22 protein-coding genes are annotated in these 24,712 nt (G+C 72.7%); 14 read left to right on the top strand and 8 right to left on the bottom strand.

Annotated features, from left to right (window positions below):
* Positions 1 to 325 precede the first annotated feature (325 nt).
* Positions 326 to 1,975, top strand: coding sequence for an NsdA family TPR-like regulatory protein (locus ABWI07_RS30965; protein WP_375708345.1), 1,650 nt, complete (start codon positions 326 to 328; stop codon positions 1,973 to 1,975).
* Positions 1,976 to 1,980: 5 nt separating this feature from the next.
* The gene (locus tag ABWI07_RS30960; RefSeq protein ID WP_149261445.1) at positions 1,981 to 2,586 is read left to right on the top strand and encodes a GNAT family N-acetyltransferase; all 606 of its coding nucleotides are present in this window, start codon (positions 1,981 to 1,983) and stop codon (positions 2,584 to 2,586) included.
* Between the two features lie 614 nt (positions 2,587 to 3,200).
* Here the strand turns inward: ABWI07_RS30960 and ABWI07_RS30955 are convergent.
* Together ABWI07_RS30955 and ABWI07_RS30950 are read right to left on the bottom strand one after the other, a co-directional pair.
* Positions 3,201 to 3,986: a class I SAM-dependent methyltransferase gene (locus tag ABWI07_RS30955; protein ID WP_353820689.1), complete on the bottom strand. Its 786-nt coding sequence runs from the start codon at positions 3,984 to 3,986 to the stop codon at positions 3,201 to 3,203.
* Positions 3,983 to 6,085 carry a prolyl oligopeptidase family serine peptidase gene (locus tag ABWI07_RS30950; protein ID WP_353820688.1) on the bottom strand — a complete coding sequence of 701 codons (2,103 nt, stop codon included), beginning with the start codon at positions 6,083 to 6,085 and terminating at the stop codon, positions 3,983 to 3,985. The genes ABWI07_RS30955 and ABWI07_RS30950 overlap by 4 nt, the downstream gene beginning before the upstream one ends.
* Positions 6,086 to 6,347: 262 nt before the next feature.
* Between ABWI07_RS30950 and ABWI07_RS30945 the strand changes: the two genes are divergently transcribed.
* Both ABWI07_RS30945 and ABWI07_RS30940 read left to right on the top strand, forming a co-directional pair.
* Entirely contained in the window at positions 6,348 to 6,857 is a 510-nt protein-coding gene (locus ABWI07_RS30945) for an HNH endonuclease (RefSeq protein WP_149261449.1), read from the top strand.
* Between the two features lie 31 nt (positions 6,858 to 6,888).
* Positions 6,889 to 7,107 carry an FmdB family zinc ribbon protein gene (locus tag ABWI07_RS30940; RefSeq protein ID WP_089309617.1) on the top strand — a complete coding sequence of 73 codons (219 nt, stop codon included), beginning with the start codon at positions 6,889 to 6,891 and terminating at the stop codon, positions 7,105 to 7,107.
* Positions 7,108 to 7,129: 22 nt separating this feature from the next.
* On the opposite strand, the gene ABWI07_RS30935 is transcribed toward ABWI07_RS30940, so the two are convergent.
* The 3 genes from ABWI07_RS30935 to ABWI07_RS30925 all read right to left on the bottom strand — a co-directional run bounded on the left by ABWI07_RS30935 (position 7,130) and on the right by ABWI07_RS30925 (position 10,502).
* On the bottom strand, positions 7,130 to 7,480 hold the full coding sequence (locus ABWI07_RS30935; RefSeq protein WP_149261450.1) for a DUF1330 domain-containing protein: 351 nt from the start codon (positions 7,478 to 7,480) through the stop codon (positions 7,130 to 7,132).
* A gap of 99 nt (positions 7,481 to 7,579) precedes the next feature.
* Positions 7,580 to 9,442, bottom strand: coding sequence for a dihydroxy-acid dehydratase (gene ilvD / locus ABWI07_RS30930; protein ID WP_149261451.1), 1,863 nt, complete (start codon positions 9,440 to 9,442; stop codon positions 7,580 to 7,582).
* Between the two features lie 247 nt (positions 9,443 to 9,689).
* Positions 9,690 to 10,502 carry a nuclease-related domain-containing protein gene (locus ABWI07_RS30925; protein ID WP_149261452.1) on the bottom strand — a complete coding sequence of 271 codons (813 nt, stop codon included), beginning with the start codon at positions 10,500 to 10,502 and terminating at the stop codon, positions 9,690 to 9,692.
* A gap of 223 nt (positions 10,503 to 10,725) precedes the next feature.
* Between ABWI07_RS30925 and ABWI07_RS30920 the strand changes: the two genes are divergently transcribed.
* Together ABWI07_RS30920 and malQ are read left to right on the top strand one after the other, a co-directional pair.
* Positions 10,726 to 12,150, top strand: coding sequence for an amidase (locus tag ABWI07_RS30920; RefSeq protein ID WP_149261453.1), 1,425 nt, complete (start codon positions 10,726 to 10,728; stop codon positions 12,148 to 12,150).
* Between the two features lie 28 nt (positions 12,151 to 12,178).
* Entirely contained in the window at positions 12,179 to 14,284 is a 2,106-nt protein-coding gene (gene malQ / locus ABWI07_RS30915) for a 4-alpha-glucanotransferase (protein WP_353820687.1), read from the top strand.
* On the opposite strand, the gene ABWI07_RS30910 is transcribed toward malQ, so the two are convergent.
* Together ABWI07_RS30910 and pepN are read right to left on the bottom strand one after the other, a co-directional pair.
* Positions 14,265 to 15,398, bottom strand: coding sequence for a hypothetical protein (locus tag ABWI07_RS30910; protein ID WP_353820686.1), 1,134 nt, complete (start codon positions 15,396 to 15,398; stop codon positions 14,265 to 14,267). The genes malQ and ABWI07_RS30910 overlap by 20 nt on opposite strands.
* Positions 15,399 to 15,622: 224 nt before the next feature.
* Positions 15,623 to 18,157 (bottom strand): aminopeptidase N, encoded by a 2,535-nt coding sequence (gene pepN, locus ABWI07_RS30905; protein WP_353820685.1) that lies wholly within the window; start codon positions 18,155 to 18,157, stop codon positions 15,623 to 15,625.
* 165 nt (positions 18,158 to 18,322) lie between these two features.
* Here pepN and ABWI07_RS30900 point away from each other — a divergent pair, with 165 nt between their 5' ends.
* The 8 genes from ABWI07_RS30900 to ABWI07_RS30865 all read left to right on the top strand — a co-directional run bounded on the left by ABWI07_RS30900 (position 18,323) and on the right by ABWI07_RS30865 (position 24,366).
* Positions 18,323 to 18,937 (top strand): mycothiol-dependent nitroreductase Rv2466c family protein, encoded by a 615-nt coding sequence (locus ABWI07_RS30900; RefSeq protein WP_149261457.1) that lies wholly within the window; start codon positions 18,323 to 18,325, stop codon positions 18,935 to 18,937.
* A 163-nt stretch (positions 18,938 to 19,100) separates the two neighbouring features.
* Entirely contained in the window at positions 19,101 to 19,811 is a 711-nt protein-coding gene (locus tag ABWI07_RS30895) for an energy-coupling factor ABC transporter permease (protein ID WP_200842091.1), read from the top strand.
* 10 nt (positions 19,812 to 19,821) lie between these two features.
* On the top strand, positions 19,822 to 20,178 hold the full coding sequence (locus ABWI07_RS30890; RefSeq protein WP_353820684.1) for a PDGLE domain-containing protein: 357 nt from the start codon (positions 19,822 to 19,824) through the stop codon (positions 20,176 to 20,178).
* The gene (cbiQ, locus tag ABWI07_RS30885) at positions 20,178 to 20,942 is read left to right on the top strand and encodes a cobalt ECF transporter T component CbiQ (RefSeq protein WP_353820683.1); all 765 of its coding nucleotides are present in this window, start codon (positions 20,178 to 20,180) and stop codon (positions 20,940 to 20,942) included. Before ABWI07_RS30890 ends, cbiQ begins: the two co-directional genes overlap by 1 nt.
* A complete protein-coding gene (locus ABWI07_RS30880; protein WP_149261459.1) occupies positions 20,939 to 21,691 on the top strand; it encodes an energy-coupling factor ABC transporter ATP-binding protein in 753 nt (250 codons plus the stop codon). Before cbiQ ends, ABWI07_RS30880 begins: the two co-directional genes overlap by 4 nt.
* 129 nt (positions 21,692 to 21,820) lie before the next feature.
* On the top strand, positions 21,821 to 22,765 hold the full coding sequence (locus ABWI07_RS30875) for an ATP-binding protein (RefSeq protein WP_200842093.1): 945 nt from the start codon (positions 21,821 to 21,823) through the stop codon (positions 22,763 to 22,765).
* A 61-nt stretch (positions 22,766 to 22,826) separates the two neighbouring features.
* Entirely contained in the window at positions 22,827 to 23,846 is a 1,020-nt protein-coding gene (locus tag ABWI07_RS30870) for a hypothetical protein (RefSeq protein ID WP_353820682.1), read from the top strand.
* Positions 23,847 to 23,889: 43 nt separating this feature from the next.
* Entirely contained in the window at positions 23,890 to 24,366 is a 477-nt protein-coding gene (locus ABWI07_RS30865) for a ribose-5-phosphate isomerase (protein ID WP_353820681.1), read from the top strand.
* An 18-nt stretch (positions 24,367 to 24,384) separates the two neighbouring features.
* Here ABWI07_RS30865 and ABWI07_RS30860 read toward each other — a convergent pair whose 3' ends face one another.
* Positions 24,385 to 24,618, bottom strand: coding sequence for a hypothetical protein (locus ABWI07_RS30860; RefSeq protein WP_149261463.1), 234 nt, complete (start codon positions 24,616 to 24,618; stop codon positions 24,385 to 24,387).
* Positions 24,619 to 24,712 lie beyond the last annotated feature (94 nt).

The raw sequence follows: 24,712 nt of genomic DNA, 5'->3' as shown, positions 1-24,712 counted from the left end.
CTCTCCGGATTCGTTCGATCACACCATGCGAGAATTGCAACTCTCACGGTGACCGGTCAAGGGGTCGGTCGGGCGGCGGAGAACCGGATTTCCCCACCTCAGAGGAAGTCCCTCCTCCGGCGGAGGAAGAATCTCTACCCGAGGGGTGCCGGGCGCCTCCCGGACATCACCACTTGCCGGGAATCGCTTGGCGGTGGCTGTGACCAGGATTACGCTGCGTGCGCAAGAGATTATCTGTTGTGGCCATTTCGACCGGTCGCCGTGGCACGGACGACCGCCCACCCCCCGAGTGGACGGCGCTCCGGCACGACGGTGAGGAGGCCGGATGTCGGATCCCCCTCGGAAAGAGACGGACGTGGCTCGCCGGATCCGCGCGCACGCCCTGGCCCGGGGGCGGGGGCCGGTCGAGATCGCGCAGGAGATCCACGAGCAGTGCGGGCCGCTGTTCGGCACCAGCCGGATCAAGGCGCACCGGCTGGCGCACGGCGTCGCGCTGTCCGACATCGTGGCGCAGGTCAAGGCGCTCTACGAGGTCGACGGCAAACCGCCGCCCCGGTTAGGGGAGACGCTGCTGTCCGCCTACGAGAGCGGGTACAAGCGTCCCGGCCCCGAATACCTGCACTACCTCTGCGCCGTCTACCGGGTGGAACCCGACGCGCTCGACTACCAGAGCCCCTGCATCTGCGGGCGTGGCCACGCGGCCCGCGCGGGCGCCGCGAGCGTCCCCCAGCCAAGGGTGCCGGACCGCCGTCCGGTGCCCGACCCCGACGCGATCGTCGGGTCGATCGTGCCCAGGAGCGATGAGCGCCCCTGGGCGACCGTCAGCGAACTACGGGGCCATGACCGCGCCGAAGGCCCCCTGACCATTGATGTTGGAGAGGAGGACATCGTGCTTCGTAGGACCCTTCTGCAGTTGCTGGCCGGAGCGGGCGTGGCGCTCGACGGTCAGTTCCTTGGGGCCGTCGACAACCTGCGCCGCAAGATGGACGACACGCTCGTCGGTGCGACCGTCTCGCCGACCATGCTCGACCAGTGGGAGGAGACCACCTACGGCTACGGCCGGCAGTACCAGGCGACCCCGTCGCTCCGGATGCTGTGCGACGTGCTGCTCGACTTCAGCGAGGTGCGGCGCATGTGCGACAAGCGCCAGCCCGTCGAGCTGCAGGAGCGGTTGTGCCGGATCGCCGCCCAGCTGTCCGGGCTGTCCGGGCTGATCATGATCAACCTGGGGGACCACCGGCTCGCCCGCTCGTTCTTCCGCACCGCGCGGACCGCCGCCGACGAGACCGGCGACCGCCAGCTGCGCGCCTGGGTGACCGTCCGCGAGTCGCTCGTGCCGATGTACTACGGCGACCCGCGCGAGGCGCTCCACCTGGCCCGCAAGGCGCAGGACCTCGCCGGCCGGACGCCCGGCGTCGCCGCCGCCATGGCCCCCGCCGTGGAGGCGCGCGCCCTCGGCATGCTGGCGATGCGCGGGCGCGGCGACGCCGCGCCCAGCGCCCGCCGGGCGCTCGTGCGCGGGCGCTCGGTGTTCGACCAGCTCTCCAAGACCGACACCTCCGACCTGGTGTTCGGGTTCACCGACCGGCAGATGGCCTTCTACGAGGGCGACACGTTCACCAACCTCGGCGACCACCGGCAGGGCGACGAGGCGCTCAGCCACGCCCTCACCCTGTACGCGCCCACCGACCGCGTCGACCTGACCCTGGTGCGGCTCGACCGGGCCATGTGCAAGCTGCACGCCGGCCACCCCGAGGCCGCGCTGACGGCCGGCCGGGAGGCCATCTTCGACCTGCCCGCCGACCACCGGTCCGACATCCTCGTCCACCGGGCACGGCAGATCGGCGCCGCGGTCGCGACCAAGTGCGGCGAGATACCGGAGCTGAAGGACTTCTACGAGGCCCTCTCCGGGCCGTGGGTGACGAGCCCCACCCAGGATCCCCCCGCCGCCGTCCGCCCCGGGGAGCAGGTCTGAGCGGAATGAGCACGCCCGACAGCGCCTCTTGGCAAGACCACCCCGTCCTCGTCCGGCTCCAGGACGATCCCCCCGAATGGCGGTACGGAGACCTGCGGATCCGCCGCTACCACGCTCCCGACCACGCCGTCGTCCTCGCCCTGCACCGCGAGGGCCTGGCCCAGGTGGGCCTGCGCCCCGGCGACGGCGTCTACTACGACCACGACTTCTTCCAGATGGAGGCCATCTACCTCCGCAACAACGGCGAGTTCCTCGTCGGCGAGCTCGGCGACCGGATCGTCGCGATGGGCGGCCTGCGCCGCGCCGACCTCATCCCCGGCGGCCACGCCCGCGCCTACGGCGGCTACGCCCCCGGCGCACCGGCCCTCGACGCCGCCGAGATGGTGCGCCTGCGCGTCCTGCCCGCCGTCCAGCGCCGCGGCTACGGCACCGCGCTCGTCCAGGCCCTTGAGGAACGCGCGGTGGAGTACGGCTACCGCATCCTCCGAGCCGACACCACCGAACTCCAGACCCCCGCCCTCTCCCTCTACCGCAAGTTCGGCTGGACGGAGACCCGCCGCGAGACCATAGGCGGCATAGTCAACATCTACATCGAGAAGAACCTGCGCTGAACCCCCACCCCGCGCCCGTCGCGGGCCCCCGCACCCCACCACCACGCAACAACTTCAGTCACCACACCAGACAAAAACCTCAGCCACCGCAGCACCACGCAACAACCTCAATGGTTGCGATCGCGTCCAAAGGCAGATTCGAGCGAAGCGAGAATCTGATCGCGGAGCGAGCCGCAAGGCGAGCCGGAGCGATGCCAGCGATCGCCCGCTTTTCCGACGATGGAGGGCCGCCAGGCCCGAAGGAGGAGGAAAAGCAATAAGCACGACCCCCTCCTGGAGGCTTCCCAACCCCAGGAGGGGGCGCTCGCGGGCACGGTTCTCCGTGCGTGTTCCCACGGCAGCGTAGCGCGATCTTCGAGCACCGTCCTCAAGATCACCTCACGGCCGACGCCCCTCGGCTGTACCCCGCAACAACCTCAACGGTTGCGATCGCGTCCGAAGGCAGGTTCGAGCGAAGCGAGAACCTGATCGCGCAGCGAGCCGCCAAGGCGAGCCGGAGCGATGCCAGCGATCGCCCGCAGTGCCCGACGATGGAGGGCCGCCAAGGCCCGAAGGAGGAGGGCACTGCAATAGGCACAGCAGGGCCGCCAGGCCCGAAGGAGGAGAGAAAGGCATCAAGCACGACTGGCTCCGACCATCTGCATGAGGGGGTAGCGGTGGTGGCGGAGGGAGGTGTACCCGCGGGCGGTGAGGGCTCGGGTGATCTCGGTGTCGCCGAAGGCGGTGAAGCCGGTGGTGCGGCGGAGGAGTTCGGCGCCTAGGCGCGGGGTGGTGAGCGGGCGGCGGGAGGTGAGGATGACCAGCTTCCCGCCGGGTTTGAGGACGCGGGTCATGCCGTCCAGGGCCGCCCAGGGGTCGTCGAAGAGGTAGAGGGCGCCGAAGCAGCAGACGGCGTCGAAGGCGCCGTCGCGGAACGGCAGGTCGACGGCGTCGCCCCGGACGTAGGCCACGGGGTCGCCGGGTGATGTGTCGGCGACGGCGCGGGCCAGCATGGTCTCGGAGGCGTCGAGGCCGACGACCAGGCCGCCCGGTCCGACGCCGGCGGCCAGGGCGCGGGTGACGTTGCCGGGGCCGCACGCCACGTCCAGCACGGCCGCGGGCGGGCGAGCGGCGTAGCCGGGGTGCGACAGGCCGAGCCAGTCGCGTGCCGTGGCGTGCTCTTCGGCGGTGTCGGGGCCGAGCGGCCAGCCCTTCGCGAGGTTGAAGCCGACGGGCCGCCATACCTTCTCGTAGATCCGCGGAAGGAACGTCGACTCCATCACCGACTGGGCGAGGGAGGGCGAACGCTGCGCGGGCGGCCCGAGCAGGTCGAGATAGCCGCCTGACATGTCGGGCTCACCGGGCGGCTCGCGGAGCAATTCCAGCGCCCGTTCCACGGGCTCGCGCAGCGTCTCGGTCATCCTGCTATTAGACCATGCGTCAATTCGTCGTTCAGGGTGAGGCCGGTTTGTGCCGCGAGGAAGGTGAGCGTGTCGGCCATGAGGTCTGCTGAACGGGTGACCGAACGGGCGGCGTGGCCCACCTCGGCTTCGTCGCGCAGGAGGATCGGGGCGTCCGAGGTGGTCGCGTGCTGGAGGGCGGCGCACAACTTGCGGGCGTGCAGCGGGTCCACGCGGGTGTCGCTGCCGAACGTCGTGAACAGGACGGCCGGATACGCGGTGCCGGGGTGGACGTGGTGGTACGGCGAGTAGCCGATGAGCCAGCCGAACTCCTCGGGGTCGTCGGCCGTCCCGTACTCGTCGTTCCAGGTCTGGCCGAGGCCGAACCGCTCGTAGCGGACCATGTCCAGGAGCGGCGCGGAGCACACCACCGCCCGGTACAGGTCGGGGCGCTGGGTGAGGGCCGCGCCGACGAGGAGGCCGCCGTTGGAGCCGCCGGAGATCGCGAGCTGGGACGGCGTGGTGAGACCGTCGGCGACCAGCTTCTCGGCGGCGGCGTGGAAGTCGTCGAAGACGTTCTGCTTGCGGTCCCGCATGCCGGCGCGGTGCCACTCCTCGCCCTCCTCGGAGCCGCCGCGCAGGTTGGCGACCGCGTAGACGCCGCCCGCCTCGACCCAAGCGAGGATGCTCGCCGAGTAGGACGGCGTGAGCGAGATGTTGAACCCGCCGTACCCGTAGAGGATCGCGGGGCGCGGCCCGGTCAGGCCCGGACGGGACGCGACGATCATCCGCACCTCGGTGCCGTCCCGCGAGGTGTAGGCGACCTGGCGCGTCTCGATCTCGGGGACGTCGACCGTGCCCGGCGCGGACGCCCACAGCGTCGTCTCCCCGGTGCGCGCGTCGTAGCGCAGGACCGACGACGGGGTGACGTTGTCGGTGTAGCCGAACCAGGCCTCGTGCCCGCCCTCGGGGCGCTCGATGATCCCGCCGATGGAACCGAGCCCCGGGGTCGGGACGGTGCCGAGCCGCTCCCCGGACGCCAGGTCGTGCACGGTGATCTCGCTGATCGCGTGGCGCGTCCACCCGGCGAGCAGGACCGGGCGCTCCAGGTCGTCGAGGATCGCGAAGTCGGTGAGCACGGCCTCGGGGTCCTGGGGGACGAGGTCCCGCCACGTCCCGTAGGAGAGGTCGGACGGGTCGGCGACGCACAGCCGGGAGCGGGGCGCGTCGCGGTCGGTGAAGACGTAGGCGCGGCCGTCGCGGCCCACGTGGACGCCGGTGGAGGCGTCGACGCCCTCCTGCACGGGCCGCAGCGCGGGCGCCTCGGCGGAGGACGCGGTCAGGTCGGCGATCCACAGGTCGTTGCGCGGCGCCGTGCCCTGCGAGGCGGAGACCGTGAGCCAGCGGCCGTCGCGGCTGACGCCGACCCCGTAGTAGTTGGTCTTGTCCAGGCCCTCGCCGAAGATCAGCACGTCGTCGGCGTCGGGTTCGGTGCCGACCCGGTGCAGGTAGACGCGCCGGTGGTACTGCTCCTCGCCCTCCGGGACGTCCCGCGCGGGCAGCCGCCGCGCGTAGTAGTACGCCTCGCCGCCCGGCAGCCAGGCCACCGAGGAGTACCGGGCCCGGTCGATCGGCCCCTCCACCCGGTCGCCCGTCGCGACGTCGATGACGTACAGCAGCGACTCCTCGTCGCCGCCGGTGGACACCTTGTACGCCAGGAGGCGGCCCTCCTTGTCGGGCTGCCAGCCGTCCAGCGTCGTCGTCCCGTCCGGGTCGAGGGCCATCGGGTCGACGAGGACGCGCTCGGACCCGTCCGGGTCCGCGGTGTAGAGCACGGGGTGCTCCTGGTCGGCGCCGCGGCGGGTGAAGAAGCGCCGCTCGCCCCGCCACACCGGCGACCCGACGCTGCCCGCGCCGAGCAGTTCGAGGAGGCGGGCCCGCAGCGCGTCCCGGCCCGGCAGCGCGTCCATGGTCTCGTGGAAGAGCCGGTCCTGCGCGGCGCGCCACTCGGCGGTCTCGGCGCTGTCCGCGTCCTCCAGCCAGCGGTAGGGGTCGGCGACCCGGTGACCGTGGATGTCCTCGACGATGTCCTGGCGCTGCGCGGGCGGATACGGCGTCATGGGATGCACTTTATTGGCCGTTAAGCGCTGCCCGCCCCAGTACTCCCTACGGGTTCCGTGTTCGAGCGGTGTGCGGCTGGGGATTATTGGGGTAGCGGACGACCTCCCTCAGACGCCACACTGATTCTGGTCGGTTCGCCCCTGGGGAGGTCCTCATGGCGAGTGCGCAGGTGCCGGAGACGATAATCGGGCCTCGGTGGGAGGCGCGCTGCGCCGCGACCACCGGGGCGTCCAAGCAGTGCGGCCCGGCGGAGGGCGTCTGATGCGACAGGTCCTCCTCCTGAACGCGACGTACGAACCTCTCACCACGCTCCCTCTCCGGAGGGCGGTCTGCCTCGTGCTTCGCGAGAAGGCGGAGATCGTCCACCATGACATCTCGGGCGCGGTGCTCCATTCGGCGGCGATGACGATCGAGGTCCCGTCCGTCATCCGGCTCCGCCGCTACGTCCGCATCCCGTTCCGGACCCGCGTGCCCCTCACCCGCGCGGCCCTCATGCGGCGCGACAACTTCCGGTGCGTCTACTGCGGCCGCCGAGCCGAGACGATCGACCACGTCCATCCGCGCAGCCGCGGCGGCAAGCACGTGTGGGAGAACTGCGTGGCCTCCTGCATGACGTGCAACCACCGCAAGGCCGACCGCCTGCTGTCCGAACTGGGCTGGACGCTGAGCGTCACTCCGGCCGTCCCCAGGGGCGCGCACTGGCGGCTCATCGGCCTCGTCCACGACGGCGATCCCCAGTGGGCCGCCTACGTCACCGAGCCCGCGGCCTGACGCGCACACCCCAGGGCCGTATCCTGGGGGCGTGCCTCGTTATGACTACCGCTGCCGCGCGTGCGGATCGACCTTCGAGGTCTCCCGCCCGATGATCAACGCGTCCGACCCGGCCCCGTGCCCGGCCGGCCACGACGACACGGTCAAGCTCCTGTCCACGGTCGCCGTCACCGGCACCTCCCGCGGCGGGGCGCCCCAGCCCCCGCCGAGCGCGGGCGGGGGCTGCTGCGGCGGAGGCTGCTGCTCCTGACCGGCCGTCCGTCCCCGACCGCTCAACCGGCCGCCTGGGCGGCGCGCAGCGCCCTGCCGGTCGCCGCGACGTCGTAGTTCGGCGGGACGCCGTCGAGCAGCACGGTGGTGCCGGGGATGTTGTCGGCGCGCATCGGCAGGATCTCCTGGTAGGCGTCCGATGCGTACCAGGCGCGCGCCTTGTCCGTGTCGGGGAACTCGATCAGCACGTACATGCCCTCGAGCGGTCCTTCGACCACCTCGGGCGGGGTGCCGTGCACGAGGAACCGGCCGCCGAACGGGTCCATGGTCTCCTGGATGCGCTCCATGTAGACGAAGACGTCGTCGTGCAGCGGCGGCTGGGGGGTCATGTAGGCGAGGGCGTAGGCGGTCATCGCGAGCTCCCTTTTCAGCGGTGGGGTCGGGCTGGTTCGCCCGACACCCACCACTTTGCCCGGAGCAGGGAATGGGTGCGATTACCTGACGGGTAATGCTCAGCCGTTGAGGCGGTCGAGCTGGGAGACGTCGCGCGCGGCGCCGGTCGAGGCGGACGTGGCCATCGCGGCGTAGGCGCGCAGCGCGGCGCTGACCGGGCGGTGCCGGTCGCGGGGCCGGTAGCCGCCGAGGTCGGCGAGCAGCTTCTCGCGGCGGACCTCCAGTTCGTCGGCCGGGACGTCCAGCTCCAGCGCGCGGTTCGGGATGTCGATGACGATGCGGTCGCCGTCCTCGACGAGGGCGATGATGCCGCCGCCCGCGGCCTCGGGGGAGGCGTGCCCGATCGACAGCCCGGACGTGCCGCCGGAGAACCGCCCGTCGGTGATCAGCGCGCACGCCTTGCCGAGCCCGCGGCCCTTGAGGAAGCTCGTCGGGTACAGCATCTCCTGCATGCCGGGGCCGCCCTTCGGGCCCTCGTAGCGGATCACGACGACGTCGCCGGCCTTGACCTTCCCGCCGAGGATGCCCTCGACGGCCTGGTCCTGGGACTCGAAGACGACGGCGGGCCCGGTGAAGGTCCACAGCTCCTCGTCCACGCCGGCGGTCTTGACGATCGCGCCGTCGGGGGCGATGTTGCCGCGCAGGACGGCCAGGCCGCCGTCGGCGGTGTAGGCGTGCTCGGCGGAGCGGATGCAGCCGTTCTCGCGGTCGAGGTCGAGCGACTCCCAGCGGGCGCTCTGCGAGAACGCCGAGGTGCTGCGGACGCCGCCGGGCGCCGCGTGGAACAGCTCGACGGCCTCCGGCAGGACGTCGGGGGAGCGGACGTCCCACTTGGCGACGAGCTCGTCGATCGACGCGGAGTGGATCGAGTGCGCCGCCGCGTTCAGCAGGCCGGCGCGGTGCAGTTCGCCCAGCAGGGCGGGGATGCCGCCCGCGCGGTGGCAGTCCTCGACGTGGTACTTGCCGGTGGCGGGGGCCAGCTTGCAGATGCACGGGACACGGCGGGACACCGCGTCGATGTCGGAGAGCCCGAAGTCGACGCCGGCCTCGGTGGCGGCGGCGAGCAGGTGCAGGATCGTGTTGGTGGACCCGCCCATCGCGACGTCGAGGACCATGGCGTTCTCGAACGCCTCGCGGGTGGCGATGCTCAGCGGCAGGACGGATTCGTCGTCGCCTTCGTAGTACCGCTTGGCGACCTCGACGACGGTGCGGCCCGCGTCCTCGTAGAGGCGGCGGCGGGCGGTGTGGGTGGCGAGGACGGTGCCGTTGCCGGGCAGCGCCAGCCCGATCGCCTCGGTGAGGCAGTTCATCGAGTTGGCGGTGAACATGCCCGAGCAGGACCCGCAGGTCGGGCAGGCGCTCTCCTCCATCTCGAGCAGCTTGTCCTCCGGCAGGGAGGCGTCGGCGGAGGCGATGATCGGGTCGATCAGGTCGAGCTTGTTGCCGCCCATGACGCCCTCGACGGGCTTGCCGGCCTCCATCGGGCCGCCGGAGACGAACACGGTCGGGATGTTGAGGCGCAGCGCGGCCAGCAGCATCCCCGGAGTGATCTTGTCGCAGTTGGAGACGCAGACCAGGGCGTCGGCGCAGTGCGCGTTGACCATGTACTCGATCGCGTCGGCGATCACCTCGCGGGACGGCAGCGAGTACAGCATGCCGTCGTGGCCCATCGCGATGCCGTCGTCGACCGCGATGGTGTTGAACTCGCGGGGCACGCCGCCGGCCTCCCGGACGGCGCCGGCGACGACCTTGCCGACCTCGTCCAGGTGGACGTGGCCGGGCACGAACTGGGTGAAGCTGTTGGCCACCGCGACGATGGGCTTGCCGAAGTCCTCGCGTTGCACGCCGCTGGCCCGCATGAGCGCGCGGGCGCCCGCCATGTTCCTGCCATGGGTGACCGTGCGTGACCTGAGCGGTGGCATCGTGACCTCTCCAAAACTGTGGCGTGCGGGGCGACGGGCGACTGGAGGCCCAGCCCGGCAGGGCGGGTCGCCTGGAAGTGGTACGCGCAGCGGCGGATCGCGGCGCTGCCGCCGGCTCGGCGGAGGTCGCGCCCGGGCCGGCCCGTGGGATCCGATGCTACCAACCCGGACGAGGGCAGGAAAAAAGCCGGGACGGCGGTGTCCCGGCTTTGCGCGGGCGGCCCGGGGAAGAGGGCCGCCCTCGGCCTCAGTCGGGGTACTTCGGCGGCAGGGCCTGCTCCGCCGCCTGGAAGATGCGCTGGACGTCGCTCTCGGTGAGGATCTTCGGACGCCGGCGCAGGTACGAGCGCGCCCGGTTGCCGGCGTAGACGTCCACGTCCCGGACCCGCATGACCTTCCACGGGATGGACGGGCCGTAGATCGCCACGGACGGCTGCACCGGCACGTCGAAGCCGACCCGCTCGGCGAGGATGATGCTCGCCATCTGGGCCTCCCAGCGCGCCTCGTCCAGCCGGTCCTTCTTGTTGAAGGGGCCGTGGAAGAGCTTGAGGTGGGACATGGTGCGCACGGGGAGACGCTTGTCCCACTTCTCCGAGTCGATGGCGTAGACGCCGCTCGGCCCGATGACCAGGTGGTCGATCCGCCCGTCGCTGACGCCCTCGTCGTCGCGCGGGACCGCCCGCGCGTGCAGCACGAGGTATCCGTTGCGCCGCAGGGACTTCAGCTGCCGCTCGGTGCGCCGCTCCGCCGCCGAGGACTTCTGCCAGGCGGCGACGGTGGAGCTCTTGCGGGACTGCCGGACGACGTCGCCGATGACCACCAGGACCGCGACGGTCAGCCCGAGCCGCCAGCTGGTCAGGAGGGCCGCGACCGCGCCGGCGGCGACGGCCGCGCCGATCCGGTACAGCCAGCGGCGGATCTTGGGGTCGTCGAGCGCCGCCGCGGCGGCGCTGCCCTCCAGCCGCTCCTTCACCGGAGTCTCGTCATGCTCGTCACGCGCCTCTTCGGACTCGGGTCGCGCCCTGGCATTCTGCGTGTTGCCCCGCTCCATGATCGCCATTTGTGACGCTCCGTGTTCCTTTCCCATCGGGGGCATGATCCTCCGTGCGCAGAGTAATCATCGGGAGGGTGGGCGACCAGTCATGCCGGGTTAATAGTTTTGTCGCCCCACGTCAGTGATTCTCTTACGGCACGGATGGGTAGGCCAGTACTAATCTCCTTCCGCCGGTGTTGTCCTGTGTGCCCCCTTTGATGCCCCCGCACACGGCGTCTAGCGTTCCGGTGTGACACAAACCCATGACCTCACCGCCACCCGGATGGCCGCGGCCGTCCGCGACCGGGACGTATCCCCGGTCGAGCTCGCCGACCATTACCTGGACCGCATCGAACGGCTGGACGAGCAGGTGGGGGCCTACGTGACGGTCACCGCCGAGCGCGCCCGCGAGGAGGCGCGCCGCGCCGAGAAGGCGGTGCTGGAGGCGGACGACCCGGCGGAGCTGCCGCCGCTGCTCGGCGTCCCGGTGCCGATCAAGGACCTGAACATGGTGAACGGCGTCCGGATGACGTTCGGCTCGGCGGTCTACGCCGACCTGGACGGGTTCGCCGACGACCACGTCGTGGCCAAGCTCGCGGCGGCCGGGACGGTGCTCCTCGGCAAGACCGCGTCCCCCGAGTTCGGGCTGCCCTGCTACACCGAGGGCGCCGTGTCGCCCCCGGCCAGGACGCCGTGGGACCCGTCCCGGTCGGCCGGCGGTTCGAGCGGCGGCGCCGCGGCGGCGGTCGCGGCCGGGCTGGCGCCGATCGCGCAGGGCAGCGACGGCGGCGGCTCGATCCGGATCCCGAGCAGCGTCTGCGGGCTCTTCGGGATCAAGCCGACCCGCGGCCGGGTCTCCCAGGGGCCGGTCATCCCCGACCTGTTCGGGCTCTCCACCAACGGGCCGATCGCGCGCACCGTCCGCGACGCCGCCCTCATGCTCGACGTCATGTCGGGCCACATGCCGGGCGACCTCTACCGGGCGCCGGAGGCGGACGGGCCGTTCCTCGCCCGCGCCGACCGCGCGCCGGGACGGCTGCGGATCGCGCGGAGCCTCCAGCCGCCGGTGCCGGACGTCGAGGTCCACCCCGACTGCGTCGCCGCCTACGAGGACGCGTCGGCGCTCCTCGAGGAACTGGGCCACGAGGTCGTGGAACTGCCGCAGGTGCTCGGCTCCGACCTAGTCCCCCACTTCGCGGCGCTGTGGGGCGTGATGGCGACGATGACGCCCGTGCCGGAGGGGGGCGAGGACCTGCTCCAGCCGCTGACCCGGTGGCTGCGCGGGCACGGCGAGCGGACGACGGCGCCGCAGCTGTTCCAGGCCCACGCGGCGCTCCAGGGGGCGCTGCGCGCGGCGTTCCCGGTGATGGACGAGTTCGACGCGATCCTGCACCCCACGCTGGCCATGCCGCCCGTGCCGGTCGGGTACTTCCACGACCAGGAGCCGGAGGAGAACTTCCGGCGGCAGACGCACTTCACGCCGTTCTGCGCGATGTACAACATCTCGGGGCAGCCCGCGGTGAACGTCCCGCTGCACTGGACCGGCGACGGCCTGCCCATCGGGATCATGCTCGCCGGGCGGCTGGGCGGGGAGGGCACGCTGATCTCGCTGTCCGCCCAGCTGGAGGAGGCGCGCCCCTGGATCGGCCGCAAGCCGCCTGTCTGGACGGCGTGACGCGGCCCGCAAAGGGCATGGTGCAGGCGTGGGCGACGACGAACTGATCAGACTGGCCGGGCACCACGGTGTCGCGACGCGCTACGAGGACTGGCGGGGACGGGAGACGGCGGTCCCGCGCGACACGCTCGTCGCCGTCCTCGCGGCGCTGGGGGTGGACGCCTCCACCCCCGGCGCCGTCCGGACGGAGCTCGACCGCCACCGGGAGCGGGCGCGGGGACTGCCGCCGACCCTCGTCGTCCGCCGGGCCGGCGGCGGCACGGCCGACCGGATCCGCGCCGCCCTCGCCGGCCACCTCGGCGGCGGCGCCGAGGTGGAGGTCGAGTCCGCCGCCGACGAGGTGCTGGCGCCGCCGCGCCCCGCCGACGCGTCCCCCGCCGAGCGCTCCTTCGAGCCGCTGGACGCCCTCGGCGACGTCCCGCCCGGCTGGCGCGGCCTGCGTGTCCGGGACGGGGCGCGGACGCAGTACACGCAACTGCTGGTGGCCCCGGACGCGCTGGAGCCCCCGCCCCGGATGTGGGGGTTCACGGCGCAGCTGTACTCGGTGCGGTCCGCCGCGTCGTGGGGCCTCGGCGACCTGGGGGACCTGGCCGACCTCGCGCGGTGGAGCGGCGGGGAGCTCGGCGCGGGCTTCGTCCTGGTCAACCCGCTGCACGCGACCGAGCCGGTCCCGCCGGTCGGGGCGTCGCCGTACTCGCCGATGAGCCGCCGCTTCCCCTCGCCGCTCTACCTGCGGATCGAGGACATGCCCGAGTACGCGGAGCTGCCCGCCGGGGACCAGGAGCGGTTCGCGGCCCTCGCCGCCGGGCTTCGCGACCGGCAGGGCCTGCTCGACAGGGATGCGGTCTGGGCGGCCAAGCTGGAGGCGCTGGAGGCGATGTACCGCCACCGCCGGTGGCGCGACCCGGAGTTCGAGGAGTTCCGGCGCCGCGAGGGTGCGGCACTGGAGGGCTTCTCGACGTGGTGCGCCATCAGCGAGGAGCAGGGGACGACGGACTGGCGGCGCTGGCCGTCCACGCTGCGGCGGCCCCACGGCCACGGCGTCGTGGACGCCCCGCGGTACCACGAGCGCGCCGGCTTCCACGAATGGCTCCAGTGGCGGCTTGACGAGCAGCTCGCGGCGGCGCAGCGCGCGGCTCGCGACGCCGGCATGCCCGTCGGGATCGTCCACGACCTGGCGGTGGGGGTGCCGCACGGCAGCGCCGACGCCTGGATCTACCGCGACTCGTGCGCGCCGGGGATGAGCGTCGGCGCGCCCCCGGACGAGTTCAACCAGCGCGGCCAGGACTGGGGGCAGCAGCCGTGGCGGCCGGGCGCGCTCGCCGACTTCGGCTACCGGCCGTTCCGCGAGATGGCCGCGGCCGCGCTCAGGCACGCCGGCGGGATCCGCCTGGACCACGCCATGCAGGTGTCGCGCCTGTGGTGGGTGCCCGAGGGGGCGTCCCCCGCCGACGGCACCTACGTCCGCTACGACCGGGACGCCCTGCTCGGCTCCCTGGCCTGGGAGGCCGAGCGGTTCGGCGCCGTGGTCGTCGGCGAGGACCTCGGCACCGTCGAGCCGGAGGTCCGCGAGGCGCTGGCCGACAGCGGCGTCCTCGGCACGTCCCTGCTCTGGTTCGAACGGGACGGGAAGGGCCGCCCCAAGCCGCCGGGCCGGTGGCGGGAGCTCTCCCTCGCGACCGTCGGCACCCACGACATGCCGCCGATCACCGGGTTCGTGCACGGCGACCACATCGACCTCCGCGACCGCCTGGGGCTGCTGACCCGCCCCCGCGCCGAGGAGGAGGACGACCATCGTCGGCAGCTGGCCGACTGGCTCGCCGTGCTGCACGCCGAGGAGCTGCTCTCCGACCCGCCGGCCGAGGTGATGCGGGCGCTGGCGGACGGCTCCGCCGCCTACGACGAGGAGATCGTCACCGCCCTGCAGGAGTTCCTGACCCGCACCCCGGCCCGTCTGATCGGCATCTCCCTGGCCGACGCCGTGGGCGAGCGCCGCACCCAGAACCAGCCGGGCACCGTCGACGAGTACCCGAACTGGCGGGTCCCGCTGGGGGACGCGGAGGGCCGTCCGGTCCTGCTGGACGACCTCAAGACCCGCGACGCGCTCAGGCTCTTCAGGCGAGCGCCGATGTGATGCGCTTCGTGACGTCGTGGAGAAGCGTGTCGGGGGCGATGTCGGCCGCCGCGACCGCGGAGAAGAGGGCGGGCAGCCCCGGAAGGGGGTAGTCGTCGTCCGCCAGGACGGCCTTGCCCAGCGGGTGGCGGGAGAGGGATTTGCGGGCGCGCGCCCAGGCGGCCTGGACCTCCTCGGGCGAGGGGACGCCGAAGCCGTGCCCGACGGGAGCGGCGTGCCGGAGCTTCACCAGGGCGCCGTCGGTGAAGTCGGCGGCGAGCCTGCAGCGGTCGCCGAGGTCGGCGCGGACGAGGACGTCCAGGCGGGTCATGACCGTGCAGGGGGTGCGGCAGCGGGCGGCGCAGTCGCCCAGCGCGGACGCGACCTGGCTGTGGTGGCGGTCGAGGTAGGCGCGCCAGCCGGGCGGCGGCTCCTTGGCGACGCGCAGGGTGCGCTCGCAGGCGGCGCGTTCCGGCCGGGTGTGGTCGCACACGCGGGTCGAGCCCGGCTCGACGGGGACGCCGAAGCGGCTGCCCTCGCCGCCCACGGCCGCCGCGATCAGGGCCGGGTCGCCCGCGTGGCCGAGGACGGGCTCCCAGGCCAGCATCGGGAGGTACTCGCCGGCGATGTGGACGGCGGAGACGAGCGCGGCCATGTCGCGGCGGTGCCAGCGGATCGCGATGACCTCCAGCAGGAGGCGGTACGCGGGGCGGAGGCTGGCGAGCGCCCCTCGGGGCCGCTCCCGGGGCGCCTGCGGCATGCGGCTGGCGCGGGCCCGGTCGAGGAGGTCCCGCGGGACCTCGCCGGCCTCCTCGGGCATGCCGAAGTCCTCGGCGTCGAGGTCGAGGACGCGCTGCCCGAACGCGCACAGCGCCGCGACCCGCGCCGCGCGGCCGTCCGCGACCCGTGCGGAGCGGCCGTCCGCGACCCGCGCCGCAGAGCCGTCCGCGGCCCGTGCCGCAGGGCGGTCGGCGGGCCGCGCCGCAGAGCCGTCCGCGGCCCGCGCCGCAGGGCCGTCCGCGACCCGCGCCGCAGAGCCGTCCGCGGCCAGGGCGCCTTCGGCGACCAGCGCCTCCAGGTCGCCGAAGGCGTAGCGCCGCGCCAGTGCCGCCAGAACGTCCCGAGCCGTCTCCACCGCGTCCCCTCCCCGTGACCATGCAACGATCGCATGGTCACGGGGCCTGTGGGACAGCCAGGGGCGGCCAGGTTAGGGCGATGCCTCACCCTCCGGTCAGGCGATTACCTTGTGGGGGGCGACCCTCCACACCCCCCGGTCAGGCGATTACCTTGTGGGGGGCGACCCCCCACACCCCCCGGTCAGGCGATTGCCTTGTGGGGGGCGACCCCCACACCCCCCGGTCAGGTGGAGGCGGCGTCCTTCGCACGGGCGCGCAGGGCGCGCGCGACGCCGTCGCGCCCCTCCGACAGCAGCCGGCGCAGCGCCGCCGGCGGGTCGCTCTCCGCGATGTAGGCGTCGGTGCGGTCGACCGTGGACTGCTCGATCACCAGGAAGGGGTAGGCGACCTCGGCGAACGTCTGGGACATGTCGCTGGTCCACTCCTTCCACACGCGCCCGACCTCGGCGAAGTACTCGTCGACGTAGGGGACGAGCAGCTCGGCCTGGTCGGGCTCCACGAAGCCGCCGAGCGTCGCGCGGTAGACGGCGTTCGGCAGGTCGCCCGCGATGATCCGCTCCCACGCGGCCGCCTTCGCCTCGGCGGTCGGGATCGCGGCCTTGCAGGCGGCGGCGTGCCGCTCGCCCGCGGCGGTCCGGTCCCGCTCGTGCTCGGCGTCGATCTCGGCCTCGCCCGCCTTGCCGGTGACGACGAGGCGGCGCAGCAGCGCCCAGCGCAGGTCGGTGTCGACGGTGAGGCCGTCGAGGACCTGCGAGCCGTCCAGCAGGCCCTGGACGAACGCCAGGTGCTCACCGGTGACGGCGGACGCGGCGAACGCCTGCGTGTAGGCGAGCTGGAGGTCCGAGCCGGGCCGGGCCTCGCGGGCCAGCTCCGACAGCGTGTCCGCCATCAGGGCGAGGCCCTCCTTGCGCCACGCCGGGTCCGCGTACTGCTGGACGGCGGTGCGCGCCTGCCGCAGCAGCGTCTGCGTGACCGAGATGTCGGTGACGCCGCGGATGCCCTTCACGACGAGCCGGACGTAGTCGCGCGTCGCCATCTCGGCGTCGCGCGTCATGTCCCACGCCGACGACCAGCACAGCGCGCGCGGCAGGCTCTCGGTGATCTCGCCGATGTCCTCGACCAGCGTCTTCAAGGAGTGCTCGTCGAGCCGCACCTTGGCGAAGGTGAGGTCGTCGTCGTTGACCAGGACGAGGTCGGGCCGCTTCTTGCCGACGAGCTGCGGGACCTCGGTGCGGGCGCCGACCACGTCCAGCTCGACCCGGTCGCGCCGGACGAGGCCGTCGGCGGTCCTGTCGTACAGGCCGATGGCGAGGCGGTGGGCGCGCAGCGTCGGGTAGTCGGCCTTGGCCTCCTGCAGCACGGCGAACGAGGAGAAGTTCCCGTCGGCGTCGAGCTCGTACTCGGGCCGCATCGTGTTGACGCCGGCGGTCTCCAGCCACTCCTTCGACCAGGACGCCAGGTCGCGGCCGGACGTCTCCTCCAGCGCGCCCAGCAGGTCGGTCAGGACGGTGTTGCCCCACGCGTGCCGGTCGAAGTAGCGCCGCACGCCCTCCAGGAAGTTCTCGAGGCCGACATAGGCCACGAGCTGCTTCAGCACGGACGCGCCCTTGGCGTAGGTGATCCCGTCGAAGTTCACCTCCACCGCGCGGATGTCGGGGATGTCGGCGGAGATCGGATGCGTGGAGGGCAGCTGGTCCTGCCGGTAGGCCCACGCCTTCTCCAGGTTCGCGAACGTCGTCCACGAGCCCTTCCACTTGGTGGCCTCCGCCTGGCACAGGACGCTCATGTACGTGGCGAACGACTCGTTCAGCCACAGGTCGTCCCACCAGCGCATGGTGACGAGGTCGCCGAACCACATGTGCGCCATCTCGTGCAGGATCGTCTCGGCGCGCCGCTCGTAGGCCGCGTCGGTCACCCGGGACCGGAAGACGTAGTCCTCCAGGAACGTGACGCAGCCCGCGTTCTCCATGGCGCCCGCGTTGAACTCGGGCACGAAGAGCTGGTCGTACTTGGAGAACGGGTACGGGCGGCCGAAGACCTTCTCGAAGTAGCCGAAGCCCTGGCGGGTCACGTCCACGATCGCGTCGGCGTCGAGGTGCTCGGCCAGCGAGGCGCGGCAGTACACGCCGAGCGGGATGACGGTGCCGTCCTCGCGGCGGTACTCGTCCCGGACGACGTGGTACGGCCCGGCCACGAGCGCGGTGATGTAGGTGGAGATCTGCGGCGTCGGCAGGAAGTGCCACGTCCCGCCCTCGGCCGTCTCGGCGGCCTCGTTGGTGACGACCTGCCAGTCCTGCGGCGCCTTCACGGTCAGCTCGAAGGTGGCCTTCAGGTCGGGCTGGTCGAAGCAGGTGAACATGCGGTGCGCGTCGGCGGTCTCGAACTGCGAGTACAGGTACACGCTGTCGTCGACCGGGTCCACGAACCGGTGCAGGCCCTCACCCGACCGTGAGTACGCGCAGTCGGCCACGACCCGCAGCTCGTTGTCGGCCTCCAGGCCGGGCAGCGGGATCCGGCCCTTCTCGGCGTCGTAGGAGCCGGGGTCCAGGGCCTTGCCGTTCAGCGTCACCTCCCGCACGACGGCGCCGTGCAGGTCGATGAAGGTGGACGCGCCGGGCTCGGCGCACCCGAACCTGACGGCGGTGGTGGAACCGAACCGCTCCTCACCCGTCGTGAGGTCCAGGTCGACCATGTACGACGCGACGCTGAGCAGCCGGGCCCGTTCCCGCGCCTCGTCGCGCGTGAGGTTGCCTGCCACATGAACTCCTTGGTCGGCTTAAAGGCTTGGTGCCCTCATGTCTACCAACCGGACGGCCGATCGGCCCGTCCGCCACGGTCTTCGGCGGCCTCTCGCCGAGGGGAATCGGGACGGGGACCCCCGGGTTGTGGCATGGGAGACATGGACACTTTCTAGGAGGCGACGTTGCCCGAGGACGTTCCCACACCGGTGGACTTCTGGTTCGACCCGCTCTGCCCCTGGGCGTGGATCACCTCCCGCTGGATCCTGGAAGTGCAGGAGCAGCGGCCGATCGACGTCCGCTGGCACGTGATGAGCCTGGCCGTCCTCAACGAGGACAAGGACATCCCGGAGGACTACCGCCGGGGGCTCGCCGACGCGTGGAAGCCCGTGCGCGTGTGCATCGCCGCCGAGCAGAAGTACGGCCCCGAGGTGCTCGGACGCCTCTACACCGAGATGGGCACCCGCAGGCACCACGAGCGGCAGAAGTTCGACCGCGCCTTCTTCGAGGCGTCGCTGACGGCGGCCGGGCTCGACCCGGGCCTCGCGGACGCCGCCGAGTCCACCGACTACGACGGCGCCGTGCGGGCCTCCCACAAGGACGGGATCGACCGCGTCGGCCAGGAGGTCGGCACCCCGGTGATCGAGGTCGAGGGCCACGCCTTCTTCGGCCCGGTCGTCACGCCCATCCCGCGCGGCGAGGACGCGGTCAAGCTCTTCGACGGCGTGCTGGCGGTCGCGAGCACCCCCGGCTTCTTCGAGCTCAAGCGCACGAGGACCGAGGACCCCAGCTTCGACTGAGCGAAGGCCGCGGCCGCCCGTGCGGACGGGCGGCCGCGGCCCCGCGCGCCCCGGCCTTCCCGGCGAGCCACACATGGGTTGCTATTGCGAGCATGTTGCAACAACCACGTGAATGCCGACAAACTGGTCCTGCTAGCTGCGAAGAGGTAGGGGTGGTCAAGTCGTGCACGTACCGGACGGATTCATCGACGCACCGGTCTCGATCGCGGCGGGCGCCGTCGCGGTGGCCGGGGTCGGGGTCGCGCTGCGCGGGGCCCGGCGCGAACTGGACGACCGCACGGCGCCGCTCGCCGGGCTGACGGCTGCGTTCGTGTTCGCCGCCCAGATGCTCAACTTCCCCGTCGCCTCGGGGACGAGCGGCCACCTGCTCGGCGGGACGCTCGCCGCGATCCTCGTCGGGCCCTATACCGGCGTCCTCTGCGTCTCGGTCGTCCTGCTCATGCAGGCGCTGCTGTTCGCGGACGGCGGCCTCACCGCGCTGGGCGTCAACATCACCACGATGGCGCTGGTCACCGTGGTCGCGGGCTACGGGCTGTTCCGGCTGCTGCTGCGGGTGCTGCCCAAGTCGCGCGCCTCGGTGTCCGGGGCCGCGTTCGCCGCGGCCGTCGTCTCGGTGCCCGCCGCGGCCGTCGCCTTCACCCTGATCTACGCGGCGGGCGGGACGGCGGACGTCTCGATCGGCAAGGTCGCCGCCGCGATGATCGGCGTCCATGTGCTGATCGGCATCGGCGAGGCGCTGATCACCGCCGTGACCGTGTCGAGCGTGCTCGCCGTCCGGCCCGACCTCGTGCACGGCGCGCGCGGCCTGATGAAGCCGCTGGAACTGCGCACCGCCGGCCGCGACGCCGCCGAACCCGAGCCGTCCCGGGCCTGAGGAGGAAACGATGACCACCAAGCGCTTCCTCGCCGGGTTCCTGCTCGTCTCGCTCGTCCTGGCCGGGATCGTCAGCTACTACGCCAGCGCCAGCCCGGACGGCCTGGAGAAGGTCGCCGAGGACAAGGGCATCAGCGCCAAGGAGAAGGACCACTCGCTCGAGGACTCCCCGCTCGGCGACTACGGCGTCAAGGGCGTCGACGACGCGCGGCTGTCCGGCGGGCTGTCCGGCGTGATCGGCGTCGGCGCCGTGCTCCTCGTGGGCGGCGGGCTGTTCTGGGCCGTCCGGCGGCGCGGTCCCGCCACCGCGGATACGGCCCCGGAGCACGACGACACGGCGCCGTCCGAGCCGGCCCGGAAGGGCTGATGGGCGCGGGCCATGCGCACCGGCTCTACGTGCCGGGCGCCTCACCGGTGCACCGGCTGCCGCCGCAGTGCAAGCTCGTCGCCGTCCTGGCGTTCGTCCTGCTCGTCGTCGCCACCCCCCGCGAGCGGATCTGGGCGTTCGGCGTGTACGCGCTGCTGCTCGCCGCCGTCACGGCGGCGGCCCGGATCCCGTTCGGGACGGTCGCGCGGCGGATCGTGATCGAGGTGCCGTTCGTCGCGTTCGCCTTCCTCATGCCGTTCGTCGCGAACGGTGAGAAGGTCGCCGTCCTGGGGCTGAGGCTGAGCGAGAGCGGGCTGTGGGGCGCCTGGAACATCCTCGCCAAGGGCACCCTCGGCGTCGTCGCCTCGATCCTGCTGGCCGCGACGACCGAGCCGCGGCTGCTGCTGCTCGGCATCGAGCGGCTGCGGATGCCGCAGCTCATCACGCAGATCGCCACCTTCATGCTGCGGTACGGCGACGTCGTCGCGGCGGAGCTCGGACGGATGAGGGTCGCGCGGGCGTCCCGCGGCTTCGAGGCGCGCGACATCCGCGCGACCGGCGTGCTCGCCAAGTCCGTGGGCGCCCTGTTCCTGCGCTCCTACGAGCGCGGTGAACGCGTGCACCTGGCCATGGTGAGCCGCGGATACGAGGGCCGGATGCCGGTCGTCGACGCCGTGGGCGCGACCGCCGCGCAGTGGACGGCCGCCGCCGCGCTGCCCTTGGCCGCGGCCATCGTCACTTTGGCTGCTTGGATGGCCCCTTGACCCCGTCGCTTGAGGTGAAGGGCCTCGCCTACGCGTACCCCGACGGCACGCAGGCGCTGTTCGGCGTCGACCTGACGGTCGGGCGCGGCGAGCGCGTCGCGCTGCTCGGACCGAACGGCGCCGGCAAGACCACGCTCGTCCTCCACCTGAACGGCATCCTGCACGGCGGGCTGGGCGAGGTCCGGGTGGGCGGCCTCGCGGTCGACCCGAAGGACAGGAAGGCCCTGCGGGAGATCCGCCGCCGCGTCGGCATCGTCTTCCAGGACCCCGACGACCAGCTGTTCATGCCGACCGTCCGGGAGGACGTCGCGTTCGGCCCGGCCAACCTCGGCCTGCGCGGCCCCGACCTCGACCGCAGGGTGCGCGACGCGCTGGCCCGCGTCGGCATGCTCGACGCCGCCGACCGCCCGCCGCAGCACCTCAGCTTCGGGCAGCGCCGCCGCGTCGCGGTCGCCACCGTCCTGGCGATGGAGCCGGAGATCCTCGTGCTGGACGAGCCGTCCTCCAACCTGGACCCGGCGAGCCGCCGCGAGCTCGCCGAGATCCTGCTGAGCCTGGACGTGACGGTCCTGATGGTCACGCACGACCTCCCGTACGCGGCGGAGCTGTGCCCGCGCTCGGTGATCCTCGCCGGCGGCGTCATCGCGGCCGACCGCCCCACCCGCGACCTGCTCACCGACGCCGAGCTGCTCGCGGCGCACCGCCTGGAGCTTCCGTTCGGGTTCGACCCGGCGGCCGCCCTGCGCTGACCGCGCCCTGACCTGCGCGCCGGCCCCGCGCCGGCACTTCCGCCGTTCCGCTTGCCTCCCCGGCGACGCTCCGCCAGACTCGTTGTCCTGACCGTGGAAACGATTTTCATACCCAGAATGGGGGCATTCGTGAAGGTTGCGTTCGTCGGCAAGGGCGGCAGCGGCAAGACGACCCTGTCGGCGCTGTTCGTCCGCCATCTGGCCGGGCTCGGGCTGCCCGTGGTCGCGATCGACGCCGACATCAACCAGCATCTCGGCGTGGCGCTGGGGCTGGACGAGGGCCGCGCCGCCAAGATCCCCGCGCTGGGCGACCGGCTCGCCGCGCTCAAGGAGCACCTGCGCGGCGACAACCCGCGCATCTCCTCGGCGTCCGCGATGGTCAAGACCACCCCGCCCGGCGCCGGGTCGCGGCTGCTGCGGTTCCGCGGCGACGACCCGTTCCACGAGGCCGGCCAGGAGGTGGACGGCGTCACGCTGCTCGCCACCGGCCCGTTCAACGACGACGACCTCGGCGTGGCCTGCTACCACTCCAAGACCGGCGCGGTGGAGCTCTACCTCAACCATCTCGTCGACGGGTCCGGCGAGTACGTCGTCGTCGACATGACCGCCGGCGCCGACACGTTCGCCTCCGGGCTGTTCACGCGGTTCGACCTGATGTTCCTGGTCGCCGAACCCACCCGCAAGGGCGTCGGCGTCTACCGGCAGTACACCGAGTACGCCCGCGACTACGACGTGGCCATCCGCGTCGTCGGCAACAAGGTCCAGTCCGAGGAGGACCTCGCCTACCTGCGCGAGCACGTCGGCGACGACCTGCTCACGTGGCTCGGCCAGTCCGCCGCCGTCCGGGCGCTGGAGCAGGGCCGGCGCGGCGTCGACCTGGAGGAGGGCAACGTCGCGGCCCTCGACCGCATGCGCGCCGAGGTGGACGGGTGCGCCAAGGACTGGGACGAGTTCCAGCGGCAGGCCGTGGAGTTCCATGTCAAGAACGCGCGGAGCTGGGCGAGCCGGGCCGTGGGGGAGGACCTCGAAGCCCAGGTCGACCCCGGTTTCCGCTTCCCCGTCCCCGCCTCGTAGTGCCTACCGCGGGTAGTCCGGGCCCTACCGGCGGAGACGAAACCGCACTACCCTGCCCGCCATGACGATGCGGCGGATGCTCGCGATGACGGGCGGCGCGGTGGTCCCCATGGCCCTCCTCGCCCTGGTCTTCGGAAACCAGTGGGTCGTCGAGGAGATCAACAAGAGCCACATCAAGTACGACGAGGGCATCGGGCCCGTGGTGACGTGGCTGTTCACGCTCGCCTGGCGGATCACCCCCGCGGGCGGCCTGGACGTGAAGCAGGTGGTCCTGGACGACTTCAGCCTGCTCGTCTTCTTCGGCGTGCTGGTGGCGCTCGTGATGGCGGGCGCCCGGCTCGCCGATCCGGAGCGCGGCCCGTTCGGCGCGCTGATCATCGGCTGGTGGGCGGCGGTCGTGGCGGGCGGCGTGTCCGGGATCGTGGCCGCGCCGCTCACCCGCTGGGCGTTCGAGTTCCGGGAGACGCCGTTCGGCAGCACCTTCAGCAGCACGGTCGGCCAGGGCGCATCCTTCGGCTTCGCGTTCGGCTGGCTGGCCGGGCTCGGCGCCCTGGGCGGGTTCTTCCTCGCCCGCTCGCGCGGGGGCGGAGCCCTGCCTCAGCAGCCGTACGCTCCGGCCCAGCCCTACCCGGGCCCGCAGGGCATGCCGCAGCAGCCGTATTCGCAGCAGCCCTATCCGCAGCAGATGCAGCCGCACCCCTCGGCCGTCCCCTACGTCCCGCCGCAGGGGCAGCCGCAGCAGCCCGTGTGGGGCGCCGGGCCCGGCCAGCAGGCCCCGCAGCCGGGGCAGCCTCCGCAGCCGGGCCGGTTCGGTGTGCCGTCCGTGCCGCCGCAGCCCTCCGCGCCTCCGCAGGAGCAGGAGGCCCCCGCCGGGCAAGAGGAGCCGGACGGGCGGCAGGAGAAGCCGGACGAGGCGCCGAAGGGGCCGGAGGAGCCGAAGGACGGCCAGGAGAAGGCCGAGAACGGCCCGGAGGAGCCTGAGGGCGGAGCCGGGGACGCGCCGGAGGACGCCCCCGAGGAGGACGACCTCGACCTCGCCGACCGGACGATGATCGACCGCAGGCGGGACGACGACACCTGACCCGCTCGCGCGTGCACGTCGCGGGCCTGCGACAATCGGGCCCATGCGCGTGTTTCTTGGATCCGACCATGCCGGCTTCGAACTGAAGGAGCACCTGGTCTCCTGGCTGAAGCAGAACGGGCATGAGGCCGTCGACTGCGGCGCGTTCGTGTACGACGCCGTCGACGACTACCCGCCGTTCGTCCTGCGGGCGGCCGAGCGGACGGCGGCGGAGCCGGGGACCCTCGGCGTCGTGATCGGCGGCTCCGGCAACGGCGAGGCGATCGCCGCGAACAAGGTCAAGGGGGTGCGGGCCGCCCTGGTCTGGAACGAGGACACCGCAGTGCTCGCCCGCGAGCACAACGACGCGAACGTGATCGCTCTCGGGGCGCGGCAGCACGACCTCGACACCGCGACCCGCTTCGTGGAGCTGTTCCTCGGGACGCACTACTCCAAGGAGCCGCGCCACACCCGGCGGATCAGGATGCTCGGCGCCTACGAGCACACCGGCGAGCTGCCCCCGCTGCCGCGCGAGGGCTGAGCGCCCGGAGCCGTCCGGCTAGCGCCCGTTCTCCGGGGGCTTGCGGGGGCCGCGCTTGTCGAGGCGGCGCCGCTCGTTCTTCGCCGCCCTGGTCCGCCTGGCGGTGTCGCCGGCCTTCCCCCCGCCCGTTCCGGACGCGGCCGCGGTCCCCGGGTCGGCGGCGGGCGGCTCCCCGCCCGCGGGGCGCGGGCGCGAGACGTCGCGGGCCCGCATCGCCGCGTCCACCGTGATCCGCATGCCCGGCTGCACCATGGGCCGCTCCTTCCGAGATAGTCGCAAGGCCACATTTACCCCGTTTTCGCGTAGCATGATCGTTACACCGGGTCACTGGTGCCCTCGGATACTG

It is taken from the genome of Actinomadura sp. NPDC000600 (assembly GCF_040492135.1).
In the GTDB taxonomy this organism is placed as follows: Bacteria; Actinomycetota; Actinomycetes; order Streptosporangiales; family Streptosporangiaceae; genus Spirillospora.
Note: the sequence above shows the minus strand (reverse complement) of the source record. Positions and strands in the feature narration are given on the sequence as shown.